This window comes from Limnohabitans planktonicus II-D5 (genome assembly GCF_001270065.2).
Taxonomy (GTDB): Bacteria; Pseudomonadota; Gammaproteobacteria; order Burkholderiales; family Burkholderiaceae_C; genus Limnohabitans_A; species Limnohabitans_A planktonicus.
On record NZ_LFYT02000001.1, the window covers coordinates 298,025 to 324,890 of the forward strand.

The 26,866-nt window shown below is 60.2% G+C and carries 13 protein-coding genes and 1 pseudogene; 11 read left to right on the forward strand and 3 right to left on the reverse strand.

What is annotated here, in order from left to right; translation table 11 throughout:
• The first annotated feature begins 659 nt into the window (after positions 1 to 659).
• The 3 genes from purU (at position 660) to H663_RS21580 (ending at position 4,309) form a co-directional block, all read left to right on the forward strand.
• Positions 660 to 1,508 carry a formyltetrahydrofolate deformylase gene (gene purU / locus H663_RS21570; RefSeq protein ID WP_053172664.1) on the forward strand — a complete coding sequence of 283 codons (849 nt, stop codon included), beginning with the start codon at positions 660 to 662 and terminating at the stop codon, positions 1,506 to 1,508.
• 48 nt (positions 1,509 to 1,556) lie between these two features.
• Positions 1,557 to 2,432 carry a LysR substrate-binding domain-containing protein gene (locus H663_RS21575; RefSeq protein ID WP_053172665.1) on the forward strand — a complete coding sequence of 292 codons (876 nt, stop codon included), beginning with the start codon at positions 1,557 to 1,559 and terminating at the stop codon, positions 2,430 to 2,432.
• Between the two features lie 368 nt (positions 2,433 to 2,800).
• Positions 2,801 to 4,309: an FAD-linked oxidase C-terminal domain-containing protein gene (locus H663_RS21580; RefSeq protein WP_053172666.1), complete on the forward strand. Its 1,509-nt coding sequence runs from the start codon at positions 2,801 to 2,803 to the stop codon at positions 4,307 to 4,309.
• A gap of 201 nt (positions 4,310 to 4,510) precedes the next feature.
• Here the strand turns inward: H663_RS21580 and H663_RS21585 are convergent, their stop codons facing one another.
• On the reverse strand, positions 4,511 to 5,011 hold the full coding sequence (locus tag H663_RS21585; RefSeq protein ID WP_053172667.1) for an REP-associated tyrosine transposase: 501 nt from the start codon (positions 5,009 to 5,011) through the stop codon (positions 4,511 to 4,513).
• Positions 5,012 to 5,252: 241 nt separating this feature from the next.
• Between H663_RS21585 and H663_RS21590 the strand changes: the two genes are divergently transcribed.
• The 8 genes from H663_RS21590 to H663_RS21625 all read left to right on the forward strand — a co-directional run bounded on the left by H663_RS21590 (position 5,253) and on the right by H663_RS21625 (position 22,706).
• The gene (locus H663_RS21590; RefSeq protein ID WP_083451223.1) at positions 5,253 to 5,825 is read left to right on the forward strand and encodes a MarR family winged helix-turn-helix transcriptional regulator; all 573 of its coding nucleotides are present in this window, start codon (positions 5,253 to 5,255) and stop codon (positions 5,823 to 5,825) included.
• Positions 5,826 to 5,844: 19 nt separating this feature from the next.
• Entirely contained in the window at positions 5,845 to 7,539 is a 1,695-nt protein-coding gene (locus H663_RS21595) for an FAD-dependent monooxygenase (RefSeq protein WP_053173581.1), read from the forward strand.
• 354 nt (positions 7,540 to 7,893) lie between these two features.
• Positions 7,894 to 8,082 carry a hypothetical protein gene (locus tag H663_RS21600; RefSeq protein WP_053172668.1) on the forward strand — a complete coding sequence of 63 codons (189 nt, stop codon included), beginning with the start codon at positions 7,894 to 7,896 and terminating at the stop codon, positions 8,080 to 8,082.
• Positions 8,083 to 8,111: 29 nt separating this feature from the next.
• A complete protein-coding gene (locus tag H663_RS21605; protein WP_053172670.1) occupies positions 8,112 to 8,648 on the forward strand; it encodes a VOC family protein in 537 nt (178 codons plus the stop codon).
• Positions 8,649 to 8,714: 66 nt separating this feature from the next.
• Positions 8,715 to 10,040 carry a fumarylacetoacetase gene (fahA, locus tag H663_RS21610; RefSeq protein WP_053172672.1) on the forward strand — a complete coding sequence of 442 codons (1,326 nt, stop codon included), beginning with the start codon at positions 8,715 to 8,717 and terminating at the stop codon, positions 10,038 to 10,040.
• Positions 10,041 to 10,498: 458 nt separating this feature from the next.
• A complete protein-coding gene (locus H663_RS21615; RefSeq protein WP_133239940.1) occupies positions 10,499 to 10,978 on the forward strand; it encodes a hypothetical protein in 480 nt (159 codons plus the stop codon).
• Positions 10,979 to 11,258: 280 nt separating this feature from the next.
• Entirely contained in the window at positions 11,259 to 12,257 is a 999-nt protein-coding gene (locus H663_RS21620; protein ID WP_053172675.1) for an OmpA family protein, read from the forward strand.
• A gap of 120 nt (positions 12,258 to 12,377) precedes the next feature.
• Positions 12,378 to 22,706 (forward strand): Ig-like domain-containing protein, encoded by a 10,329-nt coding sequence (locus H663_RS21625; protein WP_053172677.1) that lies wholly within the window; start codon positions 12,378 to 12,380, stop codon positions 22,704 to 22,706.
• A 296-nt stretch (positions 22,707 to 23,002) separates the two neighbouring features.
• Here the strand turns inward: H663_RS21625 and H663_RS21630 are convergent, their stop codons facing one another.
• On the reverse strand, positions 23,003 to 23,983 hold the full coding sequence (locus H663_RS21630) for an IS110 family RNA-guided transposase (RefSeq protein ID WP_116695777.1): 981 nt from the start codon (positions 23,981 to 23,983) through the stop codon (positions 23,003 to 23,005).
• Between the two features lie 992 nt (positions 23,984 to 24,975).
• Positions 24,976 to 26,796, reverse strand: a pseudogene (locus H663_RS21635) (carboxyl transferase domain-containing protein); the annotation flags it as partial.
• Positions 26,797 to 26,866: the final 70 nt, after the last annotated feature.

Genomic DNA, 26,866 nt, shown 5'->3' on the forward strand with positions numbered 1-26,866 from the left:
TACTTCTGCTCAAGCACCGCAGTTGAACTTAAATCCGAACAGTTCATAAGGTTGAGGACCGTTGAATGAAGTGCCCTGCAAAACGTCCGTTCGCGTGTAGCCTTGACCATCCAGAATAAACAATTTTGTACCTGAACAAGCCAGCGTGCGCACCGGCGTCGTGGCCAATGTGCAACCTGTCGATGGCACACGCGCAATGTCATTATAGAAAAGGCACGACAGAGTGATCGCTTCGCCTGGGGCGGCGGGACATCCGCTCAAGCATTGACACTGCGAACAATCCCCTGCTTTGCAGAGGTTGGCTGCGACTTCGGATTTACACACATGGCTTGTTGATCCCACGCTGATGTTTGCGGTGTAAGAGTCACTGCTTCCACCCCCGCCACAGGCTGTCATCAAGAAAAAAGTACCGAGGGTGATTAAAAGTTGGGCTATGCGTTTCATGACAAAAAAATGATCTAAAAGTATACATATTATTAACAAAAATAATTTCAGAAACACGCTTTAGCGAGTCACACCATCAACTTTTCTTCCGCCTGCCGTCTGGCGCTTGAAACCACTGCATGCTCTGGTCCCTACAATAAGTACAAGCTGCAGAGCCAACCATTGCTACGGAATGACCTGTCACCTGCTCAAGCCTTGTAAGTACCTTTCCATCCATGACCACCACCTACATCCTGACCCTCTCCTGCCCAGACCGCACCGGCATCGTGCATGCCGTGTCGGGTTTTTTGCTGGAGCGCGGGGGCAATATCGAAGAAGCGGCCCAGTACAACGACCATGACACGGGACTGTTTTTCATGCGGGTGCAATTCGCCTGTGTTCAGGCAGACGGCGCGGCGCTGAATGCGCAGTGGGGTGAGTTTGCCCAAACCTTCGCCATGAAGTGGGACCTGCACGCCACCGCCCAGCCCATGCGCACCGTGATCATGGTCAGCAAGGAAGGTCACTGCCTGAACGACCTGCTGTTCCGCTGGAAGAGTGGCCTGTTGCCATTGGACATTCGCGCCATCGTGAGCAACCACCGCGAGTTCTACCAACTGGCGGCCAGCTACAACGTGCCCTTTCACCACATCCCGGTGACCGCCGCCACCAAACAACAGGCTGAAGCCAAGCAGTACGAGATCATCCAGGCAGAGGGCGCCGAGTTGGTCGTGCTGGCGCGCTACATGCAAATCCTCTCGGACGACCTGTGCCGCAAACTGGCCGGTCGTGCCATCAACATTCACCACTCGTTTTTGCCCAGCTTCAAGGGGGCCAAGCCTTACTACCAGGCGCACGAGCGGGGCGTGAAATTGATCGGGGCGACTGCCCACTACGTGACAGCCGATCTGGACGAAGGCCCGATCATCGAACAAGATGTGGCCCGCGTGGACCACAGCAAAACGGTGGAAGACCTCACGGCCCAAGGACGTGACACCGAAAGCCAGGTGCTGGCACGCGCCGTCAAATGGCACAGCGAACACCGCGTGCTGCTGAACGGCCATAAAACCGTGATTTTCAAATAAACAATCTTGCGCGACAGATCTTCAGCGCTGTCCCCAACGGATCACGTCATGAGCAACGCATCGCGCATCCCCCCCATCCAGTGCCTGCTGACCTTTGAGGCGCTTGCACGTTTGCGCAGCGTGACGCAGGCGGCTGAAGAGCTGTGCGTGACGCCCAGCGCGGTGAGCCACCGGGTCAAGCAGTTGGAACAAATCATCGGCACCAAGTTGTTTGGCCGTGCCGATTTTTCACTCACCACCGAAGGCAACGAATACCTGGCCCATGTGCGCGAGGGCCTGGTGTCGCTGCAGCGCTTTCCCAGCGCCAGCAACACGCCCGGCCGGCGCAAACTGCGGCTGGCGGTCACGCCCACCTTTGCGCGCTCGGTGCTGATGCCGCGGCTCAAACACTTTTTAGATGCTTATCCCGAGATCGACATCACGCTGCAAGTGAGCATTCCCCTGCTCGACGTGGTGGCCGAAGACGCCGATTTGACGGTGCGTTTTGGCACTGGACGCTATTCAGATGTAGAGCATGTGTGTCTGGCCAAGGACGACGTGACGCCCCTGGCCTCGCCTGCCTGGCTGCGGGAAAACGGTCCGTTCAGCAGCGCAGAAGATCTGCAAGGTCAGCCCCTTTTGCGCAGCCCCTTGGAGCCTTGGCGTACCTGGTTCGCGGCACATGACCTCGACTGGCCGGAGCCCGTCGACGGCTCGTCTTTCAACGACATCGGCCTGATGTGCGACGCCGCCGCCCAAGGCCTGGGCGTGGGCCTGATCCGCACCAAACTGGGTGCCCCTTGGCTTGAAAGCGGGCAACTCGTGCGGCTGTTTGACCGCAGCGTGCCCAGTCCGCACGCCCACTACCTGTGCTGGCGCACCGGCACCATGGAACGCTGGGAATGCGCCACCTTCGCCGATTGGCTCAAAAGCGTGCTGGCTTGAGCGCCCCAACCTTGCTGGCTCCGGCGCAGGCCCCATGTCGGGGTCTTCGACCGCCGACCTACAAATCACCGCCATCTCTCGGCACTCGCAGAGTCCGACGTTATGGGTTTCGGCACACGCCCGCGTCGGGATCTTTGACCGCCGACCTACAAGTCACCGCCGTCTCGTAGGTCGGTACTCGCAGAGTCCGACATGATGGGTTTCGGCAGAGGCCCCTGTCGGGGTCTTCGACCGCCGACTTGCAGAGCCATCCCCTTGTTCACGAAGTTTTCGGCAGGGCTAAATTCACAAGCCCATCAAAGATTCTTCATCCCTGCAGTTCAGCCTTGCGCTTACAGTTAAGCCTTACTTTCAATGTTTTGAATGTCATGAGTGCCAATACCCCCGCCGAAACCCGCGAACTGACCGCCACCGAACGTGCCGAGCGCCAACGCGCTGTGGTGCAGGCCTTGGGCCGGGTGCTGCCAACCGACGCCATCCTTTTCACCCCCGAAGACACCACGCCCTACGAGTGCGACGGCCTGACCGCTTACCGCGAGCGGCCTTTGGTCGTCTGCCTGCCTGAGACCGAATCGCAGGTGCAGGCCGTGCTCAAAGCCTGCCACGCCTTGGCGGTGCCGGTGGTGGCACGCGGCGCGGGCACGGGCCTGTCGGGCGGTGCCATGCCGCACCGCATGGGCGTGACGCTGTCGATGGCCCGGTTCAACCAGATCAAAACCGTCGACCCTGTGAGCCGCACCGCCGTGGTGCAGTGCGGCGTGCGCAACCTGGCCATCAGCGAGGCGGCCGCGCCCTACGGCCTGTATTACGCGCCCGACCCGTCGAGCCAAATCGCCTGCACCATTGGCGGCAACGTTGCCGAAAACTCGGGCGGGGTGCACTGCCTCAAATACGGCCTCACGGTGCACAACGTGCTCAAAGTGCGTGGCTTCACCATCGAGGGTGACCCCATTGAATTTGGCAGCGACGCGCTCGACACATCGGGCTACGACCTGCTGGCCGTGCTGGTGGGCAGCGAAGGCATGCTGGCCGTGACGACTGAAGTCACCGTCAAGCTGGTGCCCAAGCCACAACTGGCCCGCTGCATCATGGCCAGCTTTGACGACGTGCGCAAAGCGGGCGATGCCGTGGCAGCCGTGATTGCGGCGGGCATCATCCCGGCGGGGCTCGAGATGATGGACGGCCCCATGACGATTGCGGTGGAAGACTTTGTGCACGCAGGCTACGACCTGAGCGCAGCGGCCATTTTGCTGTGCGAGAGCGACGGCACGCCCGAAGAGGTCGAAGAAGAAATCGGCCGCATGAGCGATGTGCTACGCGGCTGCGGCGCGACCGCCATCACTGTGAGCCGCGACGAAGCCCAGCGCATGAAATTCTGGAGCGGCCGTAAAAACGCATTCCCCGCATCAGGCCGCATCAGCCCCGACTACATGTGCATGGACTCGACCATACCGCGCAAGCGCCTGGCCGACATCCTGCAAGCCATTTCAGACATGGAAACCAAGTACGCGCTGCGCTGCCTGAACGTGTTCCATGCAGGCGACGGCAACCTGCACCCGCTGATCCTGTTCGACGCGAACGACGCCGACCAGCTGCGCCGCTGCGAGCTGTTTGGCGCTGACATCCTGGAAACCAGCGTGGCCATGGGCGGCACCGTCACGGGCGAGCACGGCGTGGGCATCGAGAAAGTGAACAGCATGTGCGTGCAGTTCAGTCCGGAAGAAAACGAGCAGATGTTCGCCGTCAAACGCGCCTTTGACCCGCAAGGCCTGCTCAACCCCGGCAAGGTCATCCCGACCCTGAACCGCTGCGCCGAATACGGCCGCATGCTGGTGCGGGCGGGTGCTATCAAGCACCCGGAGCTGGAACGGTTTTAACTGCTCGGTTGTGCAGGTCGGCGGCTGTAGCCCCGGCTTACTGCCTTGGCAAATCCCGCACGTCAACGCCGCCGATGGCCTCGTCGGACTCTGCGAGTGCCGACCTGCGGGGCGTGGGGCTCACGTAGGTCGGTGGCTTCAGCCCCGACAAAGTGGACCACACACGTTTGTCGGGGCTGAAGCCGCTGAACTACCCAATCGTCACTCTCTGACACCAGACAACACCCCCGGTGCGGTGCCCCAATCAGCGGGATAAACCCCGTTTTTCACATACCGATGAAAGGTGCTGTGCGGCCAGTCGACCGCCTGTTGCACCAGGCCGTGTTTGACGGGGTTGAAGTGGATGTAATGCGCGTGCTGCTCCACATCGTGGTCATCGCGCAAGGCGTGTTCCCAAAACCTGGATTGCCACAAAGTCGCAACGCCCGTGCGTCCACGCAGACGGTGCACCACGCCTTGTTTGATAAGCATCCAGCGGGTGGAAAAATCAGCGTCTTCTGATGGCAAGCGCCAGATGGCATGCAGGTGGTCCGGCATAACAACCATCGCCAAAGTTTCAAAGGGCCTTTGTGTGCGGACATGCCGCATCACGTCACCTAATACTTTGATGCACAAGGGTTCATGGAGCCAAGGCCGACGATCGTGGGTCACCACGGTGAAAAAGTACGCCCCACCCGGCATGTCTGATCGACGGTATTGCATGGCTGCCCCCTCCCTGATTTTTTGGAGTCATTGAGCCACGGATTCAGCGTGTAAACAAGTTTATTTTCGATCAAGTCTCGGGTTTTGTAGGTCGGTGTCTTCAGCCCCGACACGGTGGACCACAAGCACTTGTCGGGGCTGAAGCCACCGACCTACAAAGGGAAATTTGGTTGCATGCACAACCATCGGTGTTTCTACTTAGTTGCGAACGCAACCAGTTTCACCTAAAATTCGGGCACATATATCACCGCCCCCACGCATGTCCACACCTCTCGATCGCACGCTGACCTACCGTCTGCACCAACTGCACAAGCTGACCGATGCGGACAGCCAGGCGGTCTATCCTGAGCGCACCGGTTTGTCGATGAGCGACGGGCGCTGCCTGACAACCATTGGCACCTTCGAGCCTTTATCGGTCAAGGAACTGGCCGAAAAAGCCAACCTGAACAAAGGCCAGGCCAGCCGAGGAGCGCAAGCGCTGGTGGACCAAGGCCTGGTGCTCAAAGAAGATCACCCGGGTGATGGCCGGGGCGTGGTGCTGACCCTGACACCTGCCGGAAGCCAGGTGTTCAAGAGCGCCATGGACATGGTGCACCAGCGCAACGAACAAATTTTTGGCTGCCTGAGCACCAAAGAACAAGCCACCTTGAGCGCCATGTTGGACCGGCTGATTGCCCACGCCCGCCCGGGCGTTGCGACGGACTCCCGTCCGGGCGTTGCGACGGACTCACGTCCGGGCGTCTTGACGGACTCCCGTCCGGGCGTTGCGAATGACAACAGCCCAGGCTCTGCTTCGAACGCCCGCCCCCGCTGACCGCTACACCACAAAAAACATGCACACCCCCAGCACCGAAGCCCGCCCTTCGCTCTATTACAACTACCAGGTCTTCAAGCCCTGGTTGCCCTCGGCACACCCCGCACAAGACCGCCAAAAGGTCGTGATCGTCGGCGCAGGCCCCGCCGGCATGGTCACTGCGCTGGAGCTGGCCCGTCACGGCGTGCCCAGCGTGGTGTTGTCAGCCGAGTTGCAGCTCTCGCAAGGCAGCCGGGCGATTTGCTTCACCCGCCGCTCGATGGAAATCCTGCAGCAAGTCGGCGTGGCCGACCGCATGACGGCGGGCGGCCTGCCTTGGCGCTTTGGCAACTCTTATTACCGGGGCCAGCGCGTGTTCCGCATGGAAGCGCCGCACGACCCCGATGACCGGTTTTTCCCGATCATCAATGTGCAGCAGCAGTTCATGGAGGAGTACCTGCACGATGCTTGCCAAGCGAATCCGCTGATCGACTTCCGTTGGGGCAACAAGCTGGAAAAAATTGACCAGATGGACGGCTTTGCCGTGCTGGAAGTCGACACCCCCGAAGGCCCCTACACACTGGAGAGCGACTGGGTGGTGGCCGCCGACGGGGGCCGCTCAGGTCTGCGCAGCGCCATGAACCTGCAGATGGAAGGCGCGTCTTACGAAGGCTTTTTCGTGATCGCCGACATCCAAATCGACCTGCCTTACCCCACCGAGCGCCTGGCCTTTTTTGACCCCGAGTGGAACCCCGGCAACACCATCTTGATGCACCGCGAACCCCATGGCATCTGGCGCGTGGACTACCAGCTGCCCCCGGGCGAAACGCCCGAAGAAGCACTGCGCCCCGAATCGCTCAAGGCCCGCATCGACGCGCAACTGGCGATGATCGGCCACGCAGGGCTCAATTGGGAGATGGACTGGTCTTCGGTCTATTCGGCGCGCACGCTCACCTTGCCTGACTTTGTGCACGGCAGCGTGATCTTCACGGGCGATGCGGCGCACCTGCTGCCCATCTTTGGTGTGCGCGGAGCCAACACCGCTTTCCAGGATGCGCAGTCGCTGGGCTGGCATCTGGCCTTTGTCGTCAAGGGCCTGGCAAGCACAAAGCTGCTGGCCAACCACAGCGCCGAGCGCGTGGGCGCAGCCCGCGAGATCATCACCGAAGCGGGCAAAAGCACCCGCTTCATGGCCCCACCCAGCCCCGGTTTCAGGTTGCTGCGCGACGCGGTCTTGTCGCTCTCGCTCACGCAAGCGTTCGTGAGACCGCTTTACCACTGGCGCACCTCGCGGCCCCACGAGTACACCCACTCCCAGCTCAACAGCATGGGTGACGACAACGGCCTGTTCAAGAGCGGCCCGGCGCACGGCGCACCGCCGCAAAACGTGCGTTTGGCTGCGAACGACTTTCTGCTCGACCACCTGGGCGGCGGCTTCGACCTGCTGTATTTCACCGATACCGCATTGCCCGAGGCACTGCAACAAGTGATCAGCGCAGCGCGTGCAACAGGCATACCCCTCACGGTGACCGCCGTGGGTGCGGCCCAAGCTGTGGCCGGGGCCGACCAGTACTTGCCCGACGCCGATGGCCACCTGCGCCAGCGCTACGGTGTGCCTGCCAACGGCGGCGCGTATTTGCTGCGCCCCGACCAGCACGTTTGTGCGCGCTGGATCACCCTCGACGCCACACGCCTGCAAGCCGCACTGACCACCGCCTTGCCGCGAGGTCAATAAGGACAAACAATGTTCACACTGGATGAAGCAAAGAAATTCATGAGGTCTGAGCCTGTAGGAGCTTGCCCTGCAAGCGATGACTCGCGGTCCGCGCGCGTCCATCGCCAGCAGGGCTGGCTCCTACAATGAATATGCATTCACACCCATCGCAGACCTCAGCAGAATAAAACCCCAACGATGCTGAAGCATTTTGCTGCACGGGGATGCATTGGAGCTGATGTTGCAGGTGCTTGCCCTGCTAGCGAAAAGCCAGCGGCCCACAAGCGCACATCGCCAGCAGGGCTGGCTCCTACAAAGAATTTCCCTTCATGCCCATGACAGCCTTCAGCAGGCCTGAACAATAAGGACAAACACATGACTAACTCAGCACTCACCATCGGCGGCCTCGAAACCGTCTACGACGCACTGGCCACGGCCATTGACCAAGCGGGCGCTGACAAGGCGCAGTTGTTCCTCGTCAAACTCGCGCTGCTCAACGCCAACGCCCTGGCCGACGAAACCCTGTTCCAGCAGCAGATCACTGCTGCCCTGCAAGACCTCTGATCCACCATCCCATTCACCAGGAGAAACCCATGCTCGTTCAATCCGTTCACCACGTCGCCTACCGCTGCAAAGACGCAAAAGAAACCGTCGAGTGGTACCAAAAGCACCTCGACATGAAATTCGTTTTGGCCATCGCCGAAAACGAAGTGCCTTCTACCAAAGCGCCCGACCCCTACATGCACGTCTTTCTGGATGCGGGCCACGGCAATGTGCTGGCATTCTTTGAGCTGCCCAGCCAACCGCCGATGGACCGCGACCAAAACACCCCCGCCTGGGTGCAGCACTTGGCGCTGAAAGTCGATTCCATGGAAACACTGCTGGCGGCCAAAGACAAGCTGGTAGCTGGGGGTGTCGATGTGCTCGGCCCGGTTGACCACACCATCTTCAAGAGCATCTATTTCTTTGACCCGAGCGGCCACCGCCTGGAGCTGGCCGCCGACTGCGGCACGCCCGAGATGATGAAAAAGCTCGACGAGGTGAAGTGGGACATGCTCGAAGAGTGGAGCCAAACCAAGCGCGCGCCCCAACACGCCGCCTGGATGCATGATGGCAGCATGGCCTCTTGAAGACTTTCACGCGCCCGATTCCGATCACGCCTGAACACACACGACTTGCGCAACTCAACAACTGCCATGACCTTCCTGAACGAAACCCACGACCCCAAACACCAGAGCTGGGTGGCCTCGGCCAACGCTGCAGGTACCGACTTCCCGATCCAGAACCTGCCATTTGCGGTGTTCCGCCGCAAGGGCTCTGGGGAAACATTCCGGGGCGGCGTGGCCATTGGCGACCAGATCCTGGACCTGGCGGCTCTCGCCCAATCAGGCGTGCTGACAGGCGAAGCTGCTGCTGCCGCGCAAGCGGGCGCACAAGACAAGCTCAACGCGCTCATGGCACTGGGCACATCGGCATGGAGCGCCCTGCGCCTGGCCCTGTCACGCGCCCTGCGTGAAGGATCAGCTGACCAGGCCACCCTGCAAAGCTGCCTCGTGCCCCAAGCCGAAGCCGAATACGACGTGCCCGCCCGCATTGGCGACTACACCGACTTCTACACCTCGGTCTACCACGCGACCAACATCGGCAAGCAATTCCGCCCCGACAACCCGCTGCTGCCCAACTACAAATGGGTGCCTATTGGATACCACGGCCGCGCGTCCAGCATCGGCGTGTCGGGCCAGCAGTTCCGCCGCCCGGTGGGCCAGACCATGCCACCCGGTGCCACCGAACCGGCGTTCGGCCCCTGCAAGCGACTGGACATTGAACTGGAGTTGGGCATCTTCATCGGCAGCGGCAACGCGCTGGGCGATGCAGTGGACATAAACGAAGCCGAAGACCATGTGTTCGGCATCTGTCTGCTCAACGACTGGTCGGCGCGTGACATTCAAGGCTGGGAATACCAGCCACTCGGCCCCTTCCTGGCCAAGAACTTTGCCTCCACCGTGTCGCCCTGGGTCGTCACACTCGAAGCACTGGCCCCTTACCGCGTGGCCTTCACCCGGCCCGAGGGCGACCCGCAGCCCATGGCCTACCTGGACTCCCCCGCCAACCGAGCAGAAGGCGCGTTCGACATCCAGCTGCAGGTGGGCCTGCAAACGCCCAAGATGCGTGCAGACGGCCAGGCCGACGCCAACATCTGCCGCACCAGCTACCGCCACGCCTACTGGACGGTGGCGCAAATGCTCACGCACCACACAGTGAACGGCTGCAACCTCCAGCCAGGCGACCTGCTGGGCAGCGGCACCCTCTCTGGCCCCACGCTTGACCAAGCAGGTGCCCTGATTGAGCTGACCACGGGCGGCAAGAACCCGATCGCCCTGCCCAATGGCGAGCAGCGCACCTGGCTGGAAGACGGCGACAGCGTGGTGCTGCGCGGCTGGTGCGAAAAAGCGGGCGCTGCACGGATTGGCTTTGGCGAGTGTGTGGGCACGGTGCTGCCAGCGCGGGCGCTCAAGGGCTGAACGGGGAAGCCTTTCAAGCTTCGCTTGACCTATCGATCGGGCACGCCAAAGTCTGAAACGTCGGGGCTGAAGCCGCCGACCTACAACAGCCTTTGCATTGATCTCGCAGGTCGGTACTCGCAGACTCCGACATGATGGGTTACGGCACAGGCCCCATGTCGGGGTCTTTGACCGCCGACCTACAACATCTTTGAACACTTCGCAGGTCGGTACTCGCAGAGTCCGACATGCTGGCTTTGTGCACAAGCCCCTGTCGGGGTCTTCGACCGCCGACCTGCAACATCTTTTGCATTGATCTCGTAGGTCGGTACTCGAAGAGTCCGACATGATGGGTTGCGGCACATACCCATGTCGGGGTCTTTGACCGCCGCCCTGCAACATCTTTTGCATTGATCTCGTAGGTCGGTACTCGCAGAGTCCCACATGATGGATTGCGGCACAGGCCCCTGTCAGGGTCTTTGACCGCCGCCCTGCAACAGCTTTGCGCATTGAAAACGTCAAAGGGCAGAACCAATAAGCTGATCGGGCCCCTCATCCGCAATCAGCCGCTCAATGGCTGCACCCCTGGCCTGGATCAACGCTTTTCCATCGCCACGGATGTGTCCGCAAAAGTCCGGGCATATCGCCACCCAGCCACCGACCTCCAAGAGGTCCAGCACACCGTACACGGCCAGATCAACGAGCCCATTGCTGCCAAGACCTGCATCTCATGGATGCTCTTTTTTGTGCTGCCGCATGACTTGCTTGTGCCTCTCTTATTCCTGCGCCCGTGCCAGTTAGCTCACGGCTTTTCACCTGATGGTGGCTGTCCATCCAGAGCACTTTGTCTTGACCTGACGGAATCTGTTTCGCCTTTGCAGTTGCCATCCGCACGGCTGTTGATTGCCATGAAAAGAAGAAATTTTTACTCCAAATTGCATCACTTCCTCCAATTTTAGTAATTTCATTTCTTTTTAATCGCATTTGATCACATCTTGTAATTAAAAGTAACTTTAGATTTAAAAATAGCAATGCAAGAATAGAATTACGACAATAATGACTTAAAAATTACTAATTCGACATTGTTGAGTTAGAAAATTATTTTTAGGCACAAAAACATTTAAATCACCGAGATATCGCTCGAATTTTCCAGAGAAATGACGAATGAACAATAAAGATTTATTAAAAACACCAAAAAAATCGACAATATTTTCGGTGCTGCATCTTGCTTTAGCCCCTTTGTTCGTCATTCATGGTGTGCTGATGGTGTCTTGGGCGCATGCGCAAATGTCACCTGCGACCAGCATCAGCCGAGCCGACAGCAAAACCCATCCCTTGGAATTGGGGAACCCGTTTGAAATGCCTGGCCCTGTGGACAAGCAGAAAACCCGTTTGATTTTTTACAGGTCAGCGACTTCCCATTTCAAAGGCGGCAGCACCGTTTACTTCAACGGCATGTACCACGCGACACTGTCACGCAACGCCTACACCAGCTTGTGCGTCAGCCCTGGCGTTGGGACGATTGGGATCAAAGCCGTCATGGTGGGCGCACCGAGCAAAACCAGCCTGGACAGCAACACTGCAGTCGAGATGCAAGGTGGGTACAACCAATACATCCGAGTCATCGAGGACCAAAACATCCAGGTGATTGAGACAGTCAAAGAGCAAGAGGCCCTGGCAGAGCTGATCACAAGTCGAGCGCAAATCCATACCCTCTCTCGCGTCGTGCCCGTGCAAATGTGCAACAGCACGGCAGATCAAGCAGCGGTCACCAATGAAGTTGCACCAACACCCAAGTCAACACCAACACCAGCCCCAGTTGCCCCAAAGGCTCTTGCCAACGTTTCGGTGCAAAACATCACATTGGGTACTGACGCTTTGTTTGCGTTTGCAGGTGCTGACCGCAAAGCGCTGGGGGCACAGGGGCACATCGCGTTGGACAACTTGATTGCCAACGTCAAGGCCAACTACAGCAGCATTGAACGCATTCATGTGCTCGGCTATGCAGACCCGATTGGGGAAGCACAAGTCAATGATCGCTTGGCCAGTGTGAGGGCACAAACCGTGCGCGAATACCTCAAAGAAAACGGGCTTCAATCGACCCTCATCACGTCGGAGGGCCGCGGCTCCAACGCCCTGGTTGTTGCCACTTGCGGGCGTCTGGCGCAAGCCGAAGACATTGCCTGTAACGCCCCCAACCGGCGTGTCAAGGTCGTGATCAGTGGGGTCATGCGCTAAAGCCTTGACGCCTGCACAGACCTGAAAACCACACGTTCATCCATCAGTGACAAGGCATGCGCGGGCGAATAACGCCAGCGCACGGGTCAAGTCATGAAGCCCCCTCAAAGAGATCCCCAAATGACTCACAAATTCAAAGTTCTGATCAAAACCGCAAGAGCAGACGGCAACCCAGTACTGGAAGTTGAACAAGGTGCAGCCAGCAAGGGTCAAGTGCTTCGCATCAAAGCCATAGCGGGTGACAAATACCAGCTGCAAGAAGAGGGCAAAGGACAGGGATTGGCACCTGAAAGCATCCAGGTCAAGCGGGTTGGCAAGCACCTGCACATCCTGTTCACAGGCAGTCTCGAAGCAGACTTGATCATTGAGGACTATTACGAAGTCAATTCCGAGGGATATAACGGCATCATTGGCCAGGCAGAAAATGGCAATTTCTACGAATACCTGACGCAAGACCCGAACGAAGAAGGTCTCATCGGGCGCTTGGAGGATGGCAGCGAGGCCGTCGAGCAAGCCTTGGGCGGCATGGAAGTCAGTGGCACGGGGGCTTTTATGGGTGTGGCGCTGACTGCATTCAACCCTTTGCTGGCAGGCTTTGGTCTGGTCACGACAGGCGCGGTTATCGCTGATGCTGCAAACGGCACCACCGCAAAAACCAACATGGCCCCGTCAGCGCCCATCGCACGGCTTGACCCCAGCAGCGACAGCGGCACCCAGGGTGACAAAACCACCAAGGACACCACGCCCACCCTGAGCGGCAGCGGCACGCCTGGCGATGTCATCACCATCAAGGATGCCAAAGGCAATGTCATCGGCACCGCCGTCGTGGCTGCCAACGGCAGCTGGGCCATCACGCCCACCACACCGCTGCCCGAAGGCCTGAACAACCTGGCTGTGACTGCCACCGACCCCACAGGCAACACCAGCGCACCCACCGCACTGCCCATCACCATCGACACCACGCCCCCAGCAACCACCGGCGCAAGTGCCCTGTCTGCCGTGCTCGACCGCAGCAGCGACAGCGGCACCCTGGGTGACACAACCACCAACGACACCACGCCTACTTTGAGCGGCACAGGCACGCCCGGCGACACCGTCACCATCAAAGACGCTGCAGGCAGCCTGATCGGTACCGCCACTGTGCTGGCCAACGGCACCTGGTCCATCACGCCCACCACAGCACTGACCGCTGGCATCAAGCCACTGGTCGTCACCGCCACCGACCCGGCAGGCAACACCACCGCCAGCACACCGCTGGTGCTCGTCATCTCGGTCGACACCGCTGGCCCTGCCGCCCCCCTGGCCAACTTGGCCCCCGAAAGCGACAGCGGCACCAAGGGTGACAAAACCACCAACGACAACACCCCCACCATCGACGGCACCGGCACGCCCGGTGACACCATCACCCTCAAGGCACCCGACGGCACCGTGCTCGGCACCGCCGTGGTCACCGCCAACGGCACCTGGTCCGTCACGCCCACCACACCGCTGCCCAACGGCCTGAACAACCTGGCCGTCACCGCCACCGACCCCACAGGCAACACCAGCACACCCACCACACTGCCTATCACCATCGACACCACACCACCCGCAGCGCCAGCGGCCGTGCTCGACCCGACCAGTGACAGCGGCAAAAAGCTCGACAGCACCACCAGCGACAACACGCCCACACTCAGTGGCACTGGCACGCCCGGTGACACCATCACCATCAAAGACCCCCAAAACAACGTCATCGGCACTGCCGTGGTCGCTGCCAATGGCACTTGGTCCGTCACGCCCACCACCGCTCTGCCCGAAGGCCTGAACAACCTGGCAGTCACTGCCACCGACCCCACAGGCAACACCAGCGCAGCCACAGCGCTGCCCATCACCATCGACACCACACCGCCCGCAGCACCGGCTGCCGTGCTCGACCCCACCAGTGACAGCGGCAAAAAGCTCGACAGCACCACCAACAACAACACGCCCACCCTCAGTGGTAACGGTGCCACGCCCGGTGACACCATCACCATCAAAGACCCCCAAGGCGGACTCATCGGAACCGCCGTGGTCGCCGCCAACGGCAGCTGGGCCATCACGCCCACCACCGCTCTGCCCGAAGGCCTGAACAACCTGGCCGTCACCGCCACCGACCCGGCTGGCAACACCAGCGCCCCCACTGCGCTGCCCATCACCATCGACACCACACCACCCGCAGCGCCAGCGGCCGTGCTCGACCCCACCAGCGACAGCGGCAAAAAGCTCGACAGCACCACCAACGACAACACGCCCACACTCAGCGGCACTGGCACGCCTGGCGATCTCATCACCATCAAAGACCCTCAAGGCGGACTCATCGGCACCGCCGTGGTCGCACCCGACGGCACCTGGGCTATCACACCCACCACCGCCTTGCCCGAAGGCCTGAACAACCTGGCCGTCACCGCCACCGACCCGGCTGGCAACACCAGCGCCCCCACTGCGCTGCCCATCACCATCGACACCACAGGCCCTGCGTCCGTGGTCTTGCCTGAAGACCCGCTCAACCCACCCGCCGGCAAGACCAGCCTGAGCGTGGATGCCGTCACCGCAGACAACATCCTCAACAGCACCGAGGCCAGTGGCAGCGTCACCATCACCGGCACGGCCCGTGGCGAGTTCACCGCAGGTGATCTGGTCACCCTCGTCATCAAAGGCGTGAGCTTCACCGGCACCGTCAACGCCAGTGGCACCTACAGCATTGACGTCTCAGGTTCAGACCTGAGCGGCGACACCGACACCACCATCGCCGCCACCTTGGTCGCGCACGACAAGTCCGGCAACCCCGGCACGATCACTGCCACAAAGGCTTACACGATCGAAGGCGCTGTCTCCCCCACCGTCACCACCACCGTGAGCATCACGGCGATCAGCAACGACTCAGGCATTGCGGGTGACTTCATCACCAACGACAACAACGGCCTGACCGTCAGCGGCTCACTGAGCACCGCACTGACCGCTGGTCAAAAGCTGTGGTACTCGGGCGACAACGGCGTGACCTGGACAGACATCACCTCCAGCGTCAGCAACACCGCCATCAGCTACGCAGACTCAGCGCTCACCAGTACGAACACCGTGCAAATGCGGGTGCAAGGCGCAAGCAGCACTTACGGCGCTGCTGCCTCGAAGCTCGTGACCATCGACACCACACCACCGGATGCACCGGCTGCCGTGCTCGACCCCACCAGCGACAGCGGCAAAAAGCTCGACAGCACCACCAATGACAACACGCCCACACTCAGTGGCACTGGTACGCCCGGTGACACCATCACCATTAAAGACCCTCAAGGCGGACTCATCGGCACCGCCGTGGTCGCACCCGACGGCACCTGGGCTATCACACCCACCACCGCCTTGCCCGAAGGCCTGAACAACCTGGCCGTCACCGCCACCGACCCGGCTGGCAACACCAGCGCCCCCACTGCGCTGCCCATCACCATCGACACCACACCACCTGCGTCCGTGGTCTTGCCTGAAGACCCGCTCAACCCACCCGCCGGCAAGACCAGCCTGAGCGTGGATGCCGTCACCGCAGACAACATCCTCAACAGCACCGAGGCCAGTGGCAGCGTCACCATCACCGGCACGGCCCGTGGTGATTTCACCACCGGTGATGTGGTCACCCTCGTCATCAAAGGCGAGAACTACAGCGGCACCGTCAACGCCAGTGGCGCTTACAGCATTGCTGTCTCGGGTGCAGACCTGAGCGGCGACTCCGACACCACCATCGCCGCCACATTGCTCGCGTACGACAAGTCCGGCAACCTCGGCACGATCACCGCCAGCAAGGCCTACACACTCGAAGGCGCCGTCTCCACCACCGTGAGCATCACGGCGATCAGCAACGACTCAGGCATTGCGGGTGACTTCATCACCAACGACAACAACGGCCTGACCGTCAGCGGCTCACTGAGCACCGCACTGACCGCTGGTCAAAAGTTGTGGTACTCGGGCGACAACGGCGTGACCTGGACAGACATCACCTCCAGCGTCAGCAACACCGCCATCAGCTACGCAGACTCAGCGCTCACCAGCACAAACACAGTACAAATGCGGGTGCAAAGCCCAGGCAGCACTTACGGCGCTACTGCATCACAGCTGGTCACCATCGACAGCAGCGCACCCACGCAAACCGTGGTCATCACCGACATCCTGGACAACGAAGGTGCGGTGATGGGCACCGTTGCATCAGGCGGTGTCACCGACGACACCAGCTTGAACCTCAAAGGCACGGTCAGCGCCGGATTGGACAGCGGTGAAGTGTTGCAGGTTTATGACGGCAGTAACTACCTGGGCAACGCCACCGTGAGCGGCACCAACTGGACCTTTGCAGACACCCGCACATTGGTCAACACGCAACAAGTGAGCTACACCGCCAAAGTGGGGGACACAGCAACCAACGCCGGGCCGGTTTCTTCACCCTACACCGCGACGATCAGCACCAGCGCTCCCTCCATCACCATAGACAGCATTTCTGGCGATGGCGTGACTGACCTCACAGGTGGCTTAAACGGCACCTACGATGGCAGCGAGCGCGGAAGCAACACCAACACAGTGACTACCAAGCCCGTCATCAGCGGCACCAGCACCAATCTGGAGGGTCAAACCATCACCGTCACCATCAACGGCACCAATCACCTGGCTACCGTTGCTGCAAGCGGAGCCTGGAGCGTCACGCTCAGCGTTACCGACGCCATCGCCCTCAACCACGGCAACACCTACCAAGTGATTGCTGCGGCCACAAGCACGGGCGGCAAAGTGGCCACAGACATGAACAACGGCATGGTGGTGAATACGGCAACGCCCGACATCCCCACCGTGTTGAACAACTACTCAGGCACCCTGACACCTACGTTGACCGGCTTTGCACAAAAATCTGTACCCGGCTCGCCCGTTACCTATGTGGCCTTGGAAACTGGCGACACACTCACCGTCACCGTTGGCGGTGCCACCTACAGCGGCGCCATTGGCAGCTTGCCTGCAGGCATCACCTACGACGCCATCACAAAGCAGTGGTCACTCATCACTGGCGGCACAGGCGCGGCTGTGCCCACCAGCGGCACCCTCACCCTCGCCAGTGGCAACACCTACGACGTTGGCGTCAGCGTCAGCGCTGGCGGTGTCACCAAGACGGACATCAGCAACGCTGAACTGGTCATCAACACGGCAAACCCCACCATCACGCTGAATGAAATCAGCACCGATGGTTACCTCAACGCGGCAGAAGCGGGCCAATCTCTCACCATCACGGGTGTGACCAATGCGCAAGTAGGCTCCACCGTCACCTTGGACGGTTTGGGTGTGTCACCTGCACCCACGGCAACTGTGTTGGCAGGCGTTGGTGGCAACAACACCTTCTCGGTCACCCTCACGGCAGCGCAAGTCAGCGCTTATGCCATCGCAGCCAACGCAGGCAGCCAAGATGTCACCGCCACGGTGGTCAACCAGTTTGGCTTAAGTGGCAGTGATGTTGAAAACGTCGTCATTGACATCAGCGCCCCCACCTTTGCAAGCACAGGCACCGACGTGGCCACTGCGCAAAACGAAAACATCGCCACCTCAGTGATTGTTTACGACGCCAACGCCACCGACACCGGCAGTGCCGTCAGCTACAGCCTGTCCGGTACGGACGCGAGCGCCTTCAACATCAACGCCAGCACCGGCGAAGTGACATTGAAAGCCTCACCCAACTACGAGGCCAAAACCAGCTACAGCTTCTCTGTGGTGGCTACCGATCTTGCAGGGAACACCACGACCAAACCAGTCACTCTGGCTGTCACCAACGTCGACGAAGTGGCCCCCAGCATCACCTCTGCTGCTACAGCCACCGTGGCAGAAAACACGGCAGCCACCTCTGTGGTCTACACCGCCACGGCCACGGACACCGACTACAACCCACAAGGCGCACTCAGCATCAGCTACAGCCTCACGGGCACAGATGCCAGCCTGCTCACCATCGACAGCAGCACCGGTCAAGTCAAACTCAACGCAGCAGCCAACTACGAAACCAAAACAAGCTACAGCTTCAACGTGCTTGCCACCGATGCCAAGGGCAACGCGGGCAGCAAAGCCGTGAGCTTGAATGTCACCAACGTCGACGAGGTGGCCCCCAGCATCACCTCTGGTGCCACCGCCACCGTGGCAGAAAACACGGCAGCCACCACCGTGGTCTACACCGCCACGGCCTCGGACACCGACTACAACCCACAAGGCGCACTCAGCATCAGCTACAGCTTGACGGGCACAGATGCCAGCCTGCTCACCATGGACAGCATCACCGGTCAAGTCAAACTCAATGCGGCGTCCAACTACGAAACCAAAACAAGCTACAGCTTCAACGTGCTTGCCACCGATGCCAAGGGCAACGCGGGCAGCAAAGCCGTGAGCTTGAATGTCACCAACGTCGACGAAGTGGCCCCCGCCATCACTTCAGCGGCCACAGCCACAGCAGTCAACGAAAACATCGCAGCCAACACTGTGGTGTACACCGCAGCAGCGACAGACACTGACTTCAACAGCCCTGCCATGGCCACCAGCGTCACCTACAGCCTCAAAGCTGCGACAGGCGACGTGGCCAAGTTCAGCATCAACAGCAGCACGGGCGCTGTCACGTTGACCGAGTCACCTGACTTTGAACTCAAGCCTGACTACGCCTTCACCGTGGTTGCCACAGATGCCGTTGGAAATTTCAGCGAGAAGGCTGTGACTTTGGCTGTCAACAACCTCAACGAAGCGGTCGCCGGCGTTAGCGACACCGCCAGCATCCAGGAAGCCGGCGGCACAGCCAACGCCACCGCAGGCGCAGTCCTCGCAGCCACCACCAGCGGCTTCAGCGCTCTGAACGTGCTGGCCAACGACACCGATGTGGACAGTGGCGACACGAAATCTGTCAGCGCCATCCTCAAAGGCACCACAGGCACCGCCAGCGCAGTGAGTGCAGGCACCACCAGCGCCACGGGTCAAAGCATCGTGGGCGACTACGGCACCTTGGTCATCGGCGCAGACGGCAGTTACACCTACACCGTCACCCAAAGCAGTGCAACGGTGCAAGCCTTGAACACCAGCAGCACCGCGCTGAACGACGTGTTCACCTACACCGTCAAAGACGCAGCCGGCCTGTCCAGCACCGCCACCCTCACTGTGGCCGTGAACGGTGCCAACGACGCGCCCATCGTGGCCAACGCCATTGCCAACACCACAGGCTACGTAGGTTTGGCCTTGAGTTACACCGTGCCCGCAGCCAGCTTCAGCGACGTGGACAGCAGCAGCCTCACCTACACCGCGGTCGTGGTCGATGCCAATGGCAATGAACTCACGACACAACCCGGCTGGCTCAGCTTCAATTCCAGCTCACTCACTTTGAGCGGCACACCCCCTGTGGGCACCAACACATTGCGGGTCAAAGTGACTGCCAGCGATGGTGCCTTGAGTGTCAGCGACGTGTTTGACATTGTCATCAACACGGCCTCCGTCACGGGCCAAGCGTTTAACGATAAGCTGGGTCAGTCCCTGTCGTTTGCAGGGGATGTGAACGGTGATGGCTTTGACGATGTGATCGTGGGCGCGCCTTTTGCGGATGCCTACGCAACGGATGCAGGCCGCGCTTATGTCTTGTTTGGTTCTTCAACCGGTCTGCCTACCCAGGTCAATATGACTGCATTGGTTGCAGGCACATCTACCCAAGGTTTCCTGATCAATGGCCCATCTTTCAACGACCAGGCAGGCTATGGCGTGTCCGCTGCTGGCGATGTGAACGGTGACGGCTTGTCAGATTTGCTGGTGGGTGCCCCTGGTTCTGACCCCAACGGTGTGACAGACAGCGGCAGCATGTATGTGGTGTATGGCAAGACCACCAACAGCGCGGTGAATTTGTCTGCGTTGACTTCGGGCACCAGCACGCAGGGTTATGTCATTCAGGGTTTGTGCTCTGTCTTCTATGCAGGCACCAATGTCAGCGATTTGGGTGATGTGAATGGCGATGGCATTGCTGACGTGCTGATTGCTGACATGGCAAGCGCCTATGTGGTGTATGGCAAAACCAACAGCAACACCGTCTACTTGTCATCGATGGCGGGTGCAACGGGCTCGGGCGGCTTTGTCTTCAACTCGGGGGCGTATGACCTTGTGGACAGCGCCAACACCCTTTCTGCAGCCGGTGACGTCAATGGCGACGGCCTGGCCGACCTCATCGTGGGTTCTGCAGTTTCTGGCCGTGCCTATGTCATCTATGGGCAGTCGGGCACCGCCCGTGTGGATGCAACGGCCATGACGGCGGGCACATCAACTGCGGGCTTTGTCATCAATGGTCAAAACGCCGAGAACTTTGCTTATTCGGTGTCGACCGCTGGCGACGTGAACGGTGACGGTTTGGCTGATGTTGTGGTGGGTGCCAACGCGGCAACCACTGCGGCCGGTGCCGATGCGGGTAAATCGTATGTGGTGTTCGGTAAAACGGGAACGGCCGCTGTGAACACCACTGCCATTGCAGCGGGCAATGGTGGTTTTGTGATCAACGGCCAATGTGCGTCTGACAGCAGCGGTGCGAGTGTTTCTTATGCAGGCGACATCAACGGCGATGGTTTGGCCGATTTGCTGGTGAGTGCGCCCAACGGCGATCTTTCATCGGCTTCAAATGTCGGTCGTACTTATGTGGTTTACGGCAAAACCACGGGCACAGCGGTCGAATTGAGCGCCATTGCAGCAGGCTCTGGCGGCTTTGTGATGAATGGTCCAGTGGCAGGTGGGATCATTGGATTCCATGTGACCCATGCGGGTGACCTGAATGGTGACGGTTTCGATGATCTGGCTGTCAGTTCCAGGAGTGCGAGCGGCACAGGTCAGGCTTACATTGTTTATGGTGCGTCGAACTATGTGAGCAGCACCTTGGCACTGGGCACGGGCTCGTCGGCAAGCGAGTATGTGATGGGCACGATCGGCAACGACACCCTGGTGGGCGGTGGCGGCGTGGACCGTTTCAGCGCAGGTGCAGGCAACGACACCATCGTGCTGACCGCCTCAGACATCAGCAATCTGGCGAACAACACTGCGGCCTCTGTCAAAGCCCGTGTGGACGGAGGCGGTGGCTTTGACACGCTGCGCTTGAGTGGTGGCACCAATCTGGACATGACGGCCATCAGCAACGTGGCCGCCATGGCCAACGATGGCACCAGCCGCATCCACAGCATCGAGCGCATCGACATGGCCACCGACACAGCAGCCAACACGCTGAGCATCGCAGCCAGAGACGTCAAGGACATGGCGGGCTTGAACAGCATCTACACCGGCACCGCCAGCGACGACGGAAAGACATGGACCAATGTGTCGGGCGGTACTGCCTTGAGCGCCACCACCAAGTTCCACCAGGTGGTGGTGGACGGCACCAGCAGTGACACCGTGAACCTCAAAGGCAGTGGCTGGACCAATGCGGGCACGGTGAATGATGGTTCAAGCAACTATCTGGTTTATCAAAATACGGCCACTGCTTCACAAGTGATTGTGAAGACAGGTGTGGTGGTTAACCAGAACGTGGCCCCTGTGGTGATCGACCTCAACCGTGACGGCATGTTGAGCTACGGCCAAGTGGCCATGGACGTGAACGGCGATGGCCATCTCGACCGCACCGCATGGGCCGGCGCACAAGACGGTGTGCTGGTGTGGGACAAGTTGGCCGATGGTCTGGTCCACAACAACAGCCAGTACGCCTTTGCTCAATATGCCACCACCTACCGCTTCGATGCCTTGGGAAATGCCCGCGCTGCCACCGATCTGGAAGGTTTGGCCGATACCTTCGACACCAACCACGACGGCCTGTTCAACGCTGCCGACGCCAAGTTTGCCGAGTTCAAAGTGTGGCAAGACGCCAACCAAAACGGCGTGTCAGACGCAGGCGAGGTGCACAGCTTGAACGACTTGGGGCTTGCGTCGATTCACCTCATCAGCGATGGCGTGGTGCGCACACCCTTTGCGGGCGTGACCGAAGCGGGCCAAACCACAGCCACCGCCACAGATGGCTCATCGGTGCTGGTGTCTGACGCAGGCTTTGCCTACAGTGCCTTGGCTTACTCTGCCGAGACCGTGTCTGGCTTGGGTGCCCACATCGATTTGCTGGGCACCAATATGCAGCTCGACTTGTCGAGCTTCGTGGCCATGCACACCCCAGTGGCAGCGGTTGATTTGTCGGGCACAGGTGCCAACACCTTGAAGCTCACACTCCACGATGTGATGGCAATCGCCCCAAGCAACGGCGTGCACACCCTGAAGTTGACTGGCGATGCCGACGATGCCGTGCACCTCGTGGCCCATGAGTGGCGCAACACGGGCACCACGGTGACCGAAGATCACCACACCTACACGGTCTACAGCGCCCACAATAACGGCTCTGCCCAATTGCTGATCGATCAAGCCATGCTCCATTGGGCTCACTTGAATTGAAGTCTCATGACATGCTTCGTTTATTGATCCGGCACGCTGAAGTTTGAAATGTGTGAGACATGTCATCTCGCAGGTCGGCACTCGCAGAGTCCGACGCTGCTTGGCTTGGGGCACGCGGGCGATGCTGGCGTTGTGGGCGTTGTGGGCGTTGTGGGCGTTGTGGGCGTTGTGGGCGTTGTGGGTGAGCAAGCAATTGTCGGGGTCTTCGACCGCCGACCTACAAAGTCCAACGCGCCTGAGCTTGGGTCGGGATTCGAAGAGTCCAAGGAGCCCCACCGTAGATACTGTGATGCTTGTCAAGCGCAGTGGAGTGCTGAATTGAACGGTTTGTTCGATTTAAGCACCCCAACGGCCACATGAATGAGCTTGCGCATCATGGCGCCGATGATCAGTTTGGGCGGTTTACCCGCACTGGCCAAACGGTCCCTGAAACACTTGCCCCAATCCGTTTTGTACAACGCTGCCATCGCTGGCATGTACAAGGCTTTGCGCACAAAAGCATGACCTACTTTGGACATTCGAGGTTTGCCTTTGACGCTGGAGCCAGACTCGTGCTGTCTGGGATCAAGCCCCACAAACGCCACTGCCTTGCGCGCATTGTCAAATTGCTCCGTTGAGCCGAAGTAGGCCAGCATGATGGCAAGGGTGCGCTCGCCAATGCCAGGAATGCTCTGGAGCAAGTCTCGCTTTTGGCGCAAATCCGGGTGCTTGTCTATGTGGTCTTTGATCAGCTTGGCCACAGCCTTGATTTCGGCGTTGAGCCAGTCAATATGGTTTTGAATTTGCGGCTGAACGGCTGCGTTAGCCACTTGCAGGCGATTGCTCTCTTGTGTGAGCATGTTTTGCAAGGCTTCAAGGCGAAGCACCAGGCTGCGCAGGACACGTTCATGAGGGGCGGGAGCCTTCCAGGGCTGGGGCAAGCGCTCTTTGCAAAAGTGAGCGATCAAGTTCGCATCGATCTTGTCTGTCTTGGACCGCATCAGGCGAGAGGCCCCATAAGACTTGATCTGAGCGGGATTGATGACGCTGACAGCGATGCCCTGATCGCAGAGGAACTCGGCCAAGGCCTCCCAATAGATGCCTGTGGCTTCCATGCAAACGTGCAGCTGGCTGAGCTGACAGGAGCTGACGCCATGGGCATCAAGCCAGGTGAGTAATTGGGCAAAGCCCTGAGCGTTGTTGGATAAAACTTTGTTGCGAACTTTGCCGTCGGGGCGAACCAACGCGCAGTCGAACTTGGATTTGGCGATGTCGATGCCAAGAAAATGTGTGTGCATAAGAAACTCGAAAGATCAACCTTGTGAATGCGGGCTCACACCAGAGGTGGGCCAAAGATACTGTCCGATCGTGGAACGAGGGTGAGTGCTTGGTGCAAAAAATCTACGTCACGGGCGGTAAAGCCCAAGGTCGGCAACGGCATCCAAGCACTCAGACCGAGGTGCCCCTCGGCCATGTCTTGAACATGTTTTAAAAGAAAAACACATTCAAAGGCATTGAGATAAAGCATACAAGGTCGGCACTCGAAGAGTCCGACGCTGCTTGGCTTGGCGCACGCGGCCGGTGCGGGCGTTGTGGGTGAGCTGGCACTTGTCGGGGTCTTCGACCACCGACCTACAAAGTCCAACGCGCCTCATCCTGGACCGGGATTCGAAGAGTCCAAGGCGCCACAGCTTGAGTCGGGATTCGAAGAGTCCAAGGAGCCTCACCGTAGGTCGGCACTCGAAGAGTCCGACGCTGCTTGGCTTGGCGCAAACGGGCGATGATGGCCTTGTGGGTGAGCAGGCACTTGTCGGGGTCTTCGACCGCCGACCTACAAAGTCCAACGCACCTCATCCTGGACCGGGATTCGAAGAGTCCAACGCGCCACAGCTTGGTTCGGGATTCGAAGAGTCCAACGCGCCCCACCGTAGGTCGGCACTCGAAGAGTCCGACGCTGCTTGGCTTGGGGCACGCGGGCGATGCTGGCGTTGTGGGTGAGCTGGCACTTGTCGGGGTCTTCGACCACCGACCTACAAAGTCCAACGCACCTCATCCTGGACCGGGATTCGAAGTGTCCAACGCGCCACAGCTTGGGTCGGGATTCGAAGAGTCCAACGCGCATCACCGTAGGTCGGCACTCGAAGAGTCCGACGCTGCTTGGCTTGGGGCACGCGGCAAATGCTGGCGTTGTGGGTGAGCAGGCGCTTGTCGGGGTCTTTGACCACCGACCTACAGATACGCCCACAGGGTAGTGGCCTCACCCCAACAACTTCAGAGACTGCGCCCTCCTTCACCAGGTGTCAACGGGCAATGCGCCATCGGCAGGCCTCACACGCCCCGCCTCCAGCCCCGCCACCAACCAATCGCGTGTGTCGGCCGGGTCGATCACCGCGTCGATCTCCAACGTGGCGGCCATGTTGATGGCGCTGCCGTTGTCGTATTGCTGCGCCAGCAGCTGCTCGAACAATGCTTCGCGCTCAGGGCCTTCGGGCACGGCCTCCAGCTCTTTGCGGTAACCCAGGCGCACCGCGCCTTCGAGGCCCATGCCGCCAAATTCGCCGGTGGGCCAGGCCACGGTGGCCAGGGTTTCGTGAAAGCCCCCGCCTGTCATGGCCATCGCGCCCAGGCCATAGCCTTTGCGCAGCACCACACTGAGCAGCGGCACCCGCAGATGCGCAGCCGCCACAAACAGGCGCGAGACATGGCGCACCTGGGCTGTGGCTTCGGTATCAGGTCCGACCATGAAGCCGGGCGTGTCCACCAGGCTCACGATGGGCAGTGCGTGCGCGTTGCACAGCTGCATGAAACGCGCGGCTTTGTCGGCGGCATCGGCGTCAATCGCACCACCCAAGTGCAGCGGGTTGTTGGCCATCAGACCTACTGGGCGACCTGCAATGCGGGCAAGGGCCGTGTGGATGCCCACGCCAAAGCCGGTGCGCAAATGCAGCAAGCTGCCTGCGTCGGCCATGCCCTGCATGGCGGCGCGGGTGTCATACACACGCAGGCGGTTTTCGGGCACCACATGGCGCAGGGCCTCGGCGGGCGGTGCCTGCCATGGCGTCACAGCCCCTTGGAAAAACGACAGGTATTGCCGCGCCGCTGCCACGGCCTGGGCTTCGTCATCGACCAGCACATCGATCACGCCGTTGCCATGCTGCACCTCACTCGGACCAATTTGTTCGGGCTTGAACACGCCCAAGCCGCCGCCTTCGACCATGGCCGGGCCGCCCATGCCGATGTTGCTGCCGCGTGTAGCGATGATCACGTCAGCGCAGCCCAGCAACGCCGCATTGCCCGCAAAGCAGCGCCCGGCCACCACGCCCACCACCGGCACGCGGCCATTCAGGCGCGCAAACGAGGCGAAGGTGGCCAGGTTCAGGCCCGCCACGATTGCCACATCCACATCGCCCGGCCTGCCGCCACCGCCTTCGGCAAACAGCACCACGGGCAAGTTGTTTTGCAGGGCCACGCCCAACATGCGGTCGGTCTTTTGGTGATTGCGCATGCCTTGCGTGCCCGCCAGCACCGTGAAGTCATAAGACATGACCACCACGCGCTGGCCGTTGACGCACCCGATGCCCGTCACCATGCCGTCGGCGGGAGTGTTGCGCATCAAATCGTCAGCGCTGCGGCGGCGGCTTTGGGCGGCCACGGCCAGGGTGCCATATTCGACAAATGAGCCTTCATCACAAAGATCAGCGATGTTTTCTCGGGCGGTCCTCATGCCTTGGGCGTGACGCTTGGCCACGGCTTCGGGACGTGCCGCGTCATGCGTGAAAGCCAGGCGCTCTTGCAGTTTTTGCAGGTCGGCGCGGTCCTCAGACTGAGCTGAAGCCCGTACGCTGGCGGCATCAAGCACTGGCTGCGAAGCCACATCGGCCACGGGCATGAGCGCGCACAAGACCTCGCCTTCAGCCACCGTTTCACCCACTTGGTAATACTGCTCACCTACACAGCCCGCCTGAGACGCACGGATTTCGTGCTCCATCTTCATGGCTTCCAGAATGACCAGCACATCGTCTGGGCGCACGTTCGCACCGGGGGCGACCAGCCACTGCACCACCTGCGCTTGAAGGGGAGATTGAATGTTTTGCATCGGCTCATTGTGCGCGGCTGCACTGGGGACAGAGGGTCAAGTCCGGGACAATTTAGACTGGCCTTTTTGAACACCCCAGACCCTT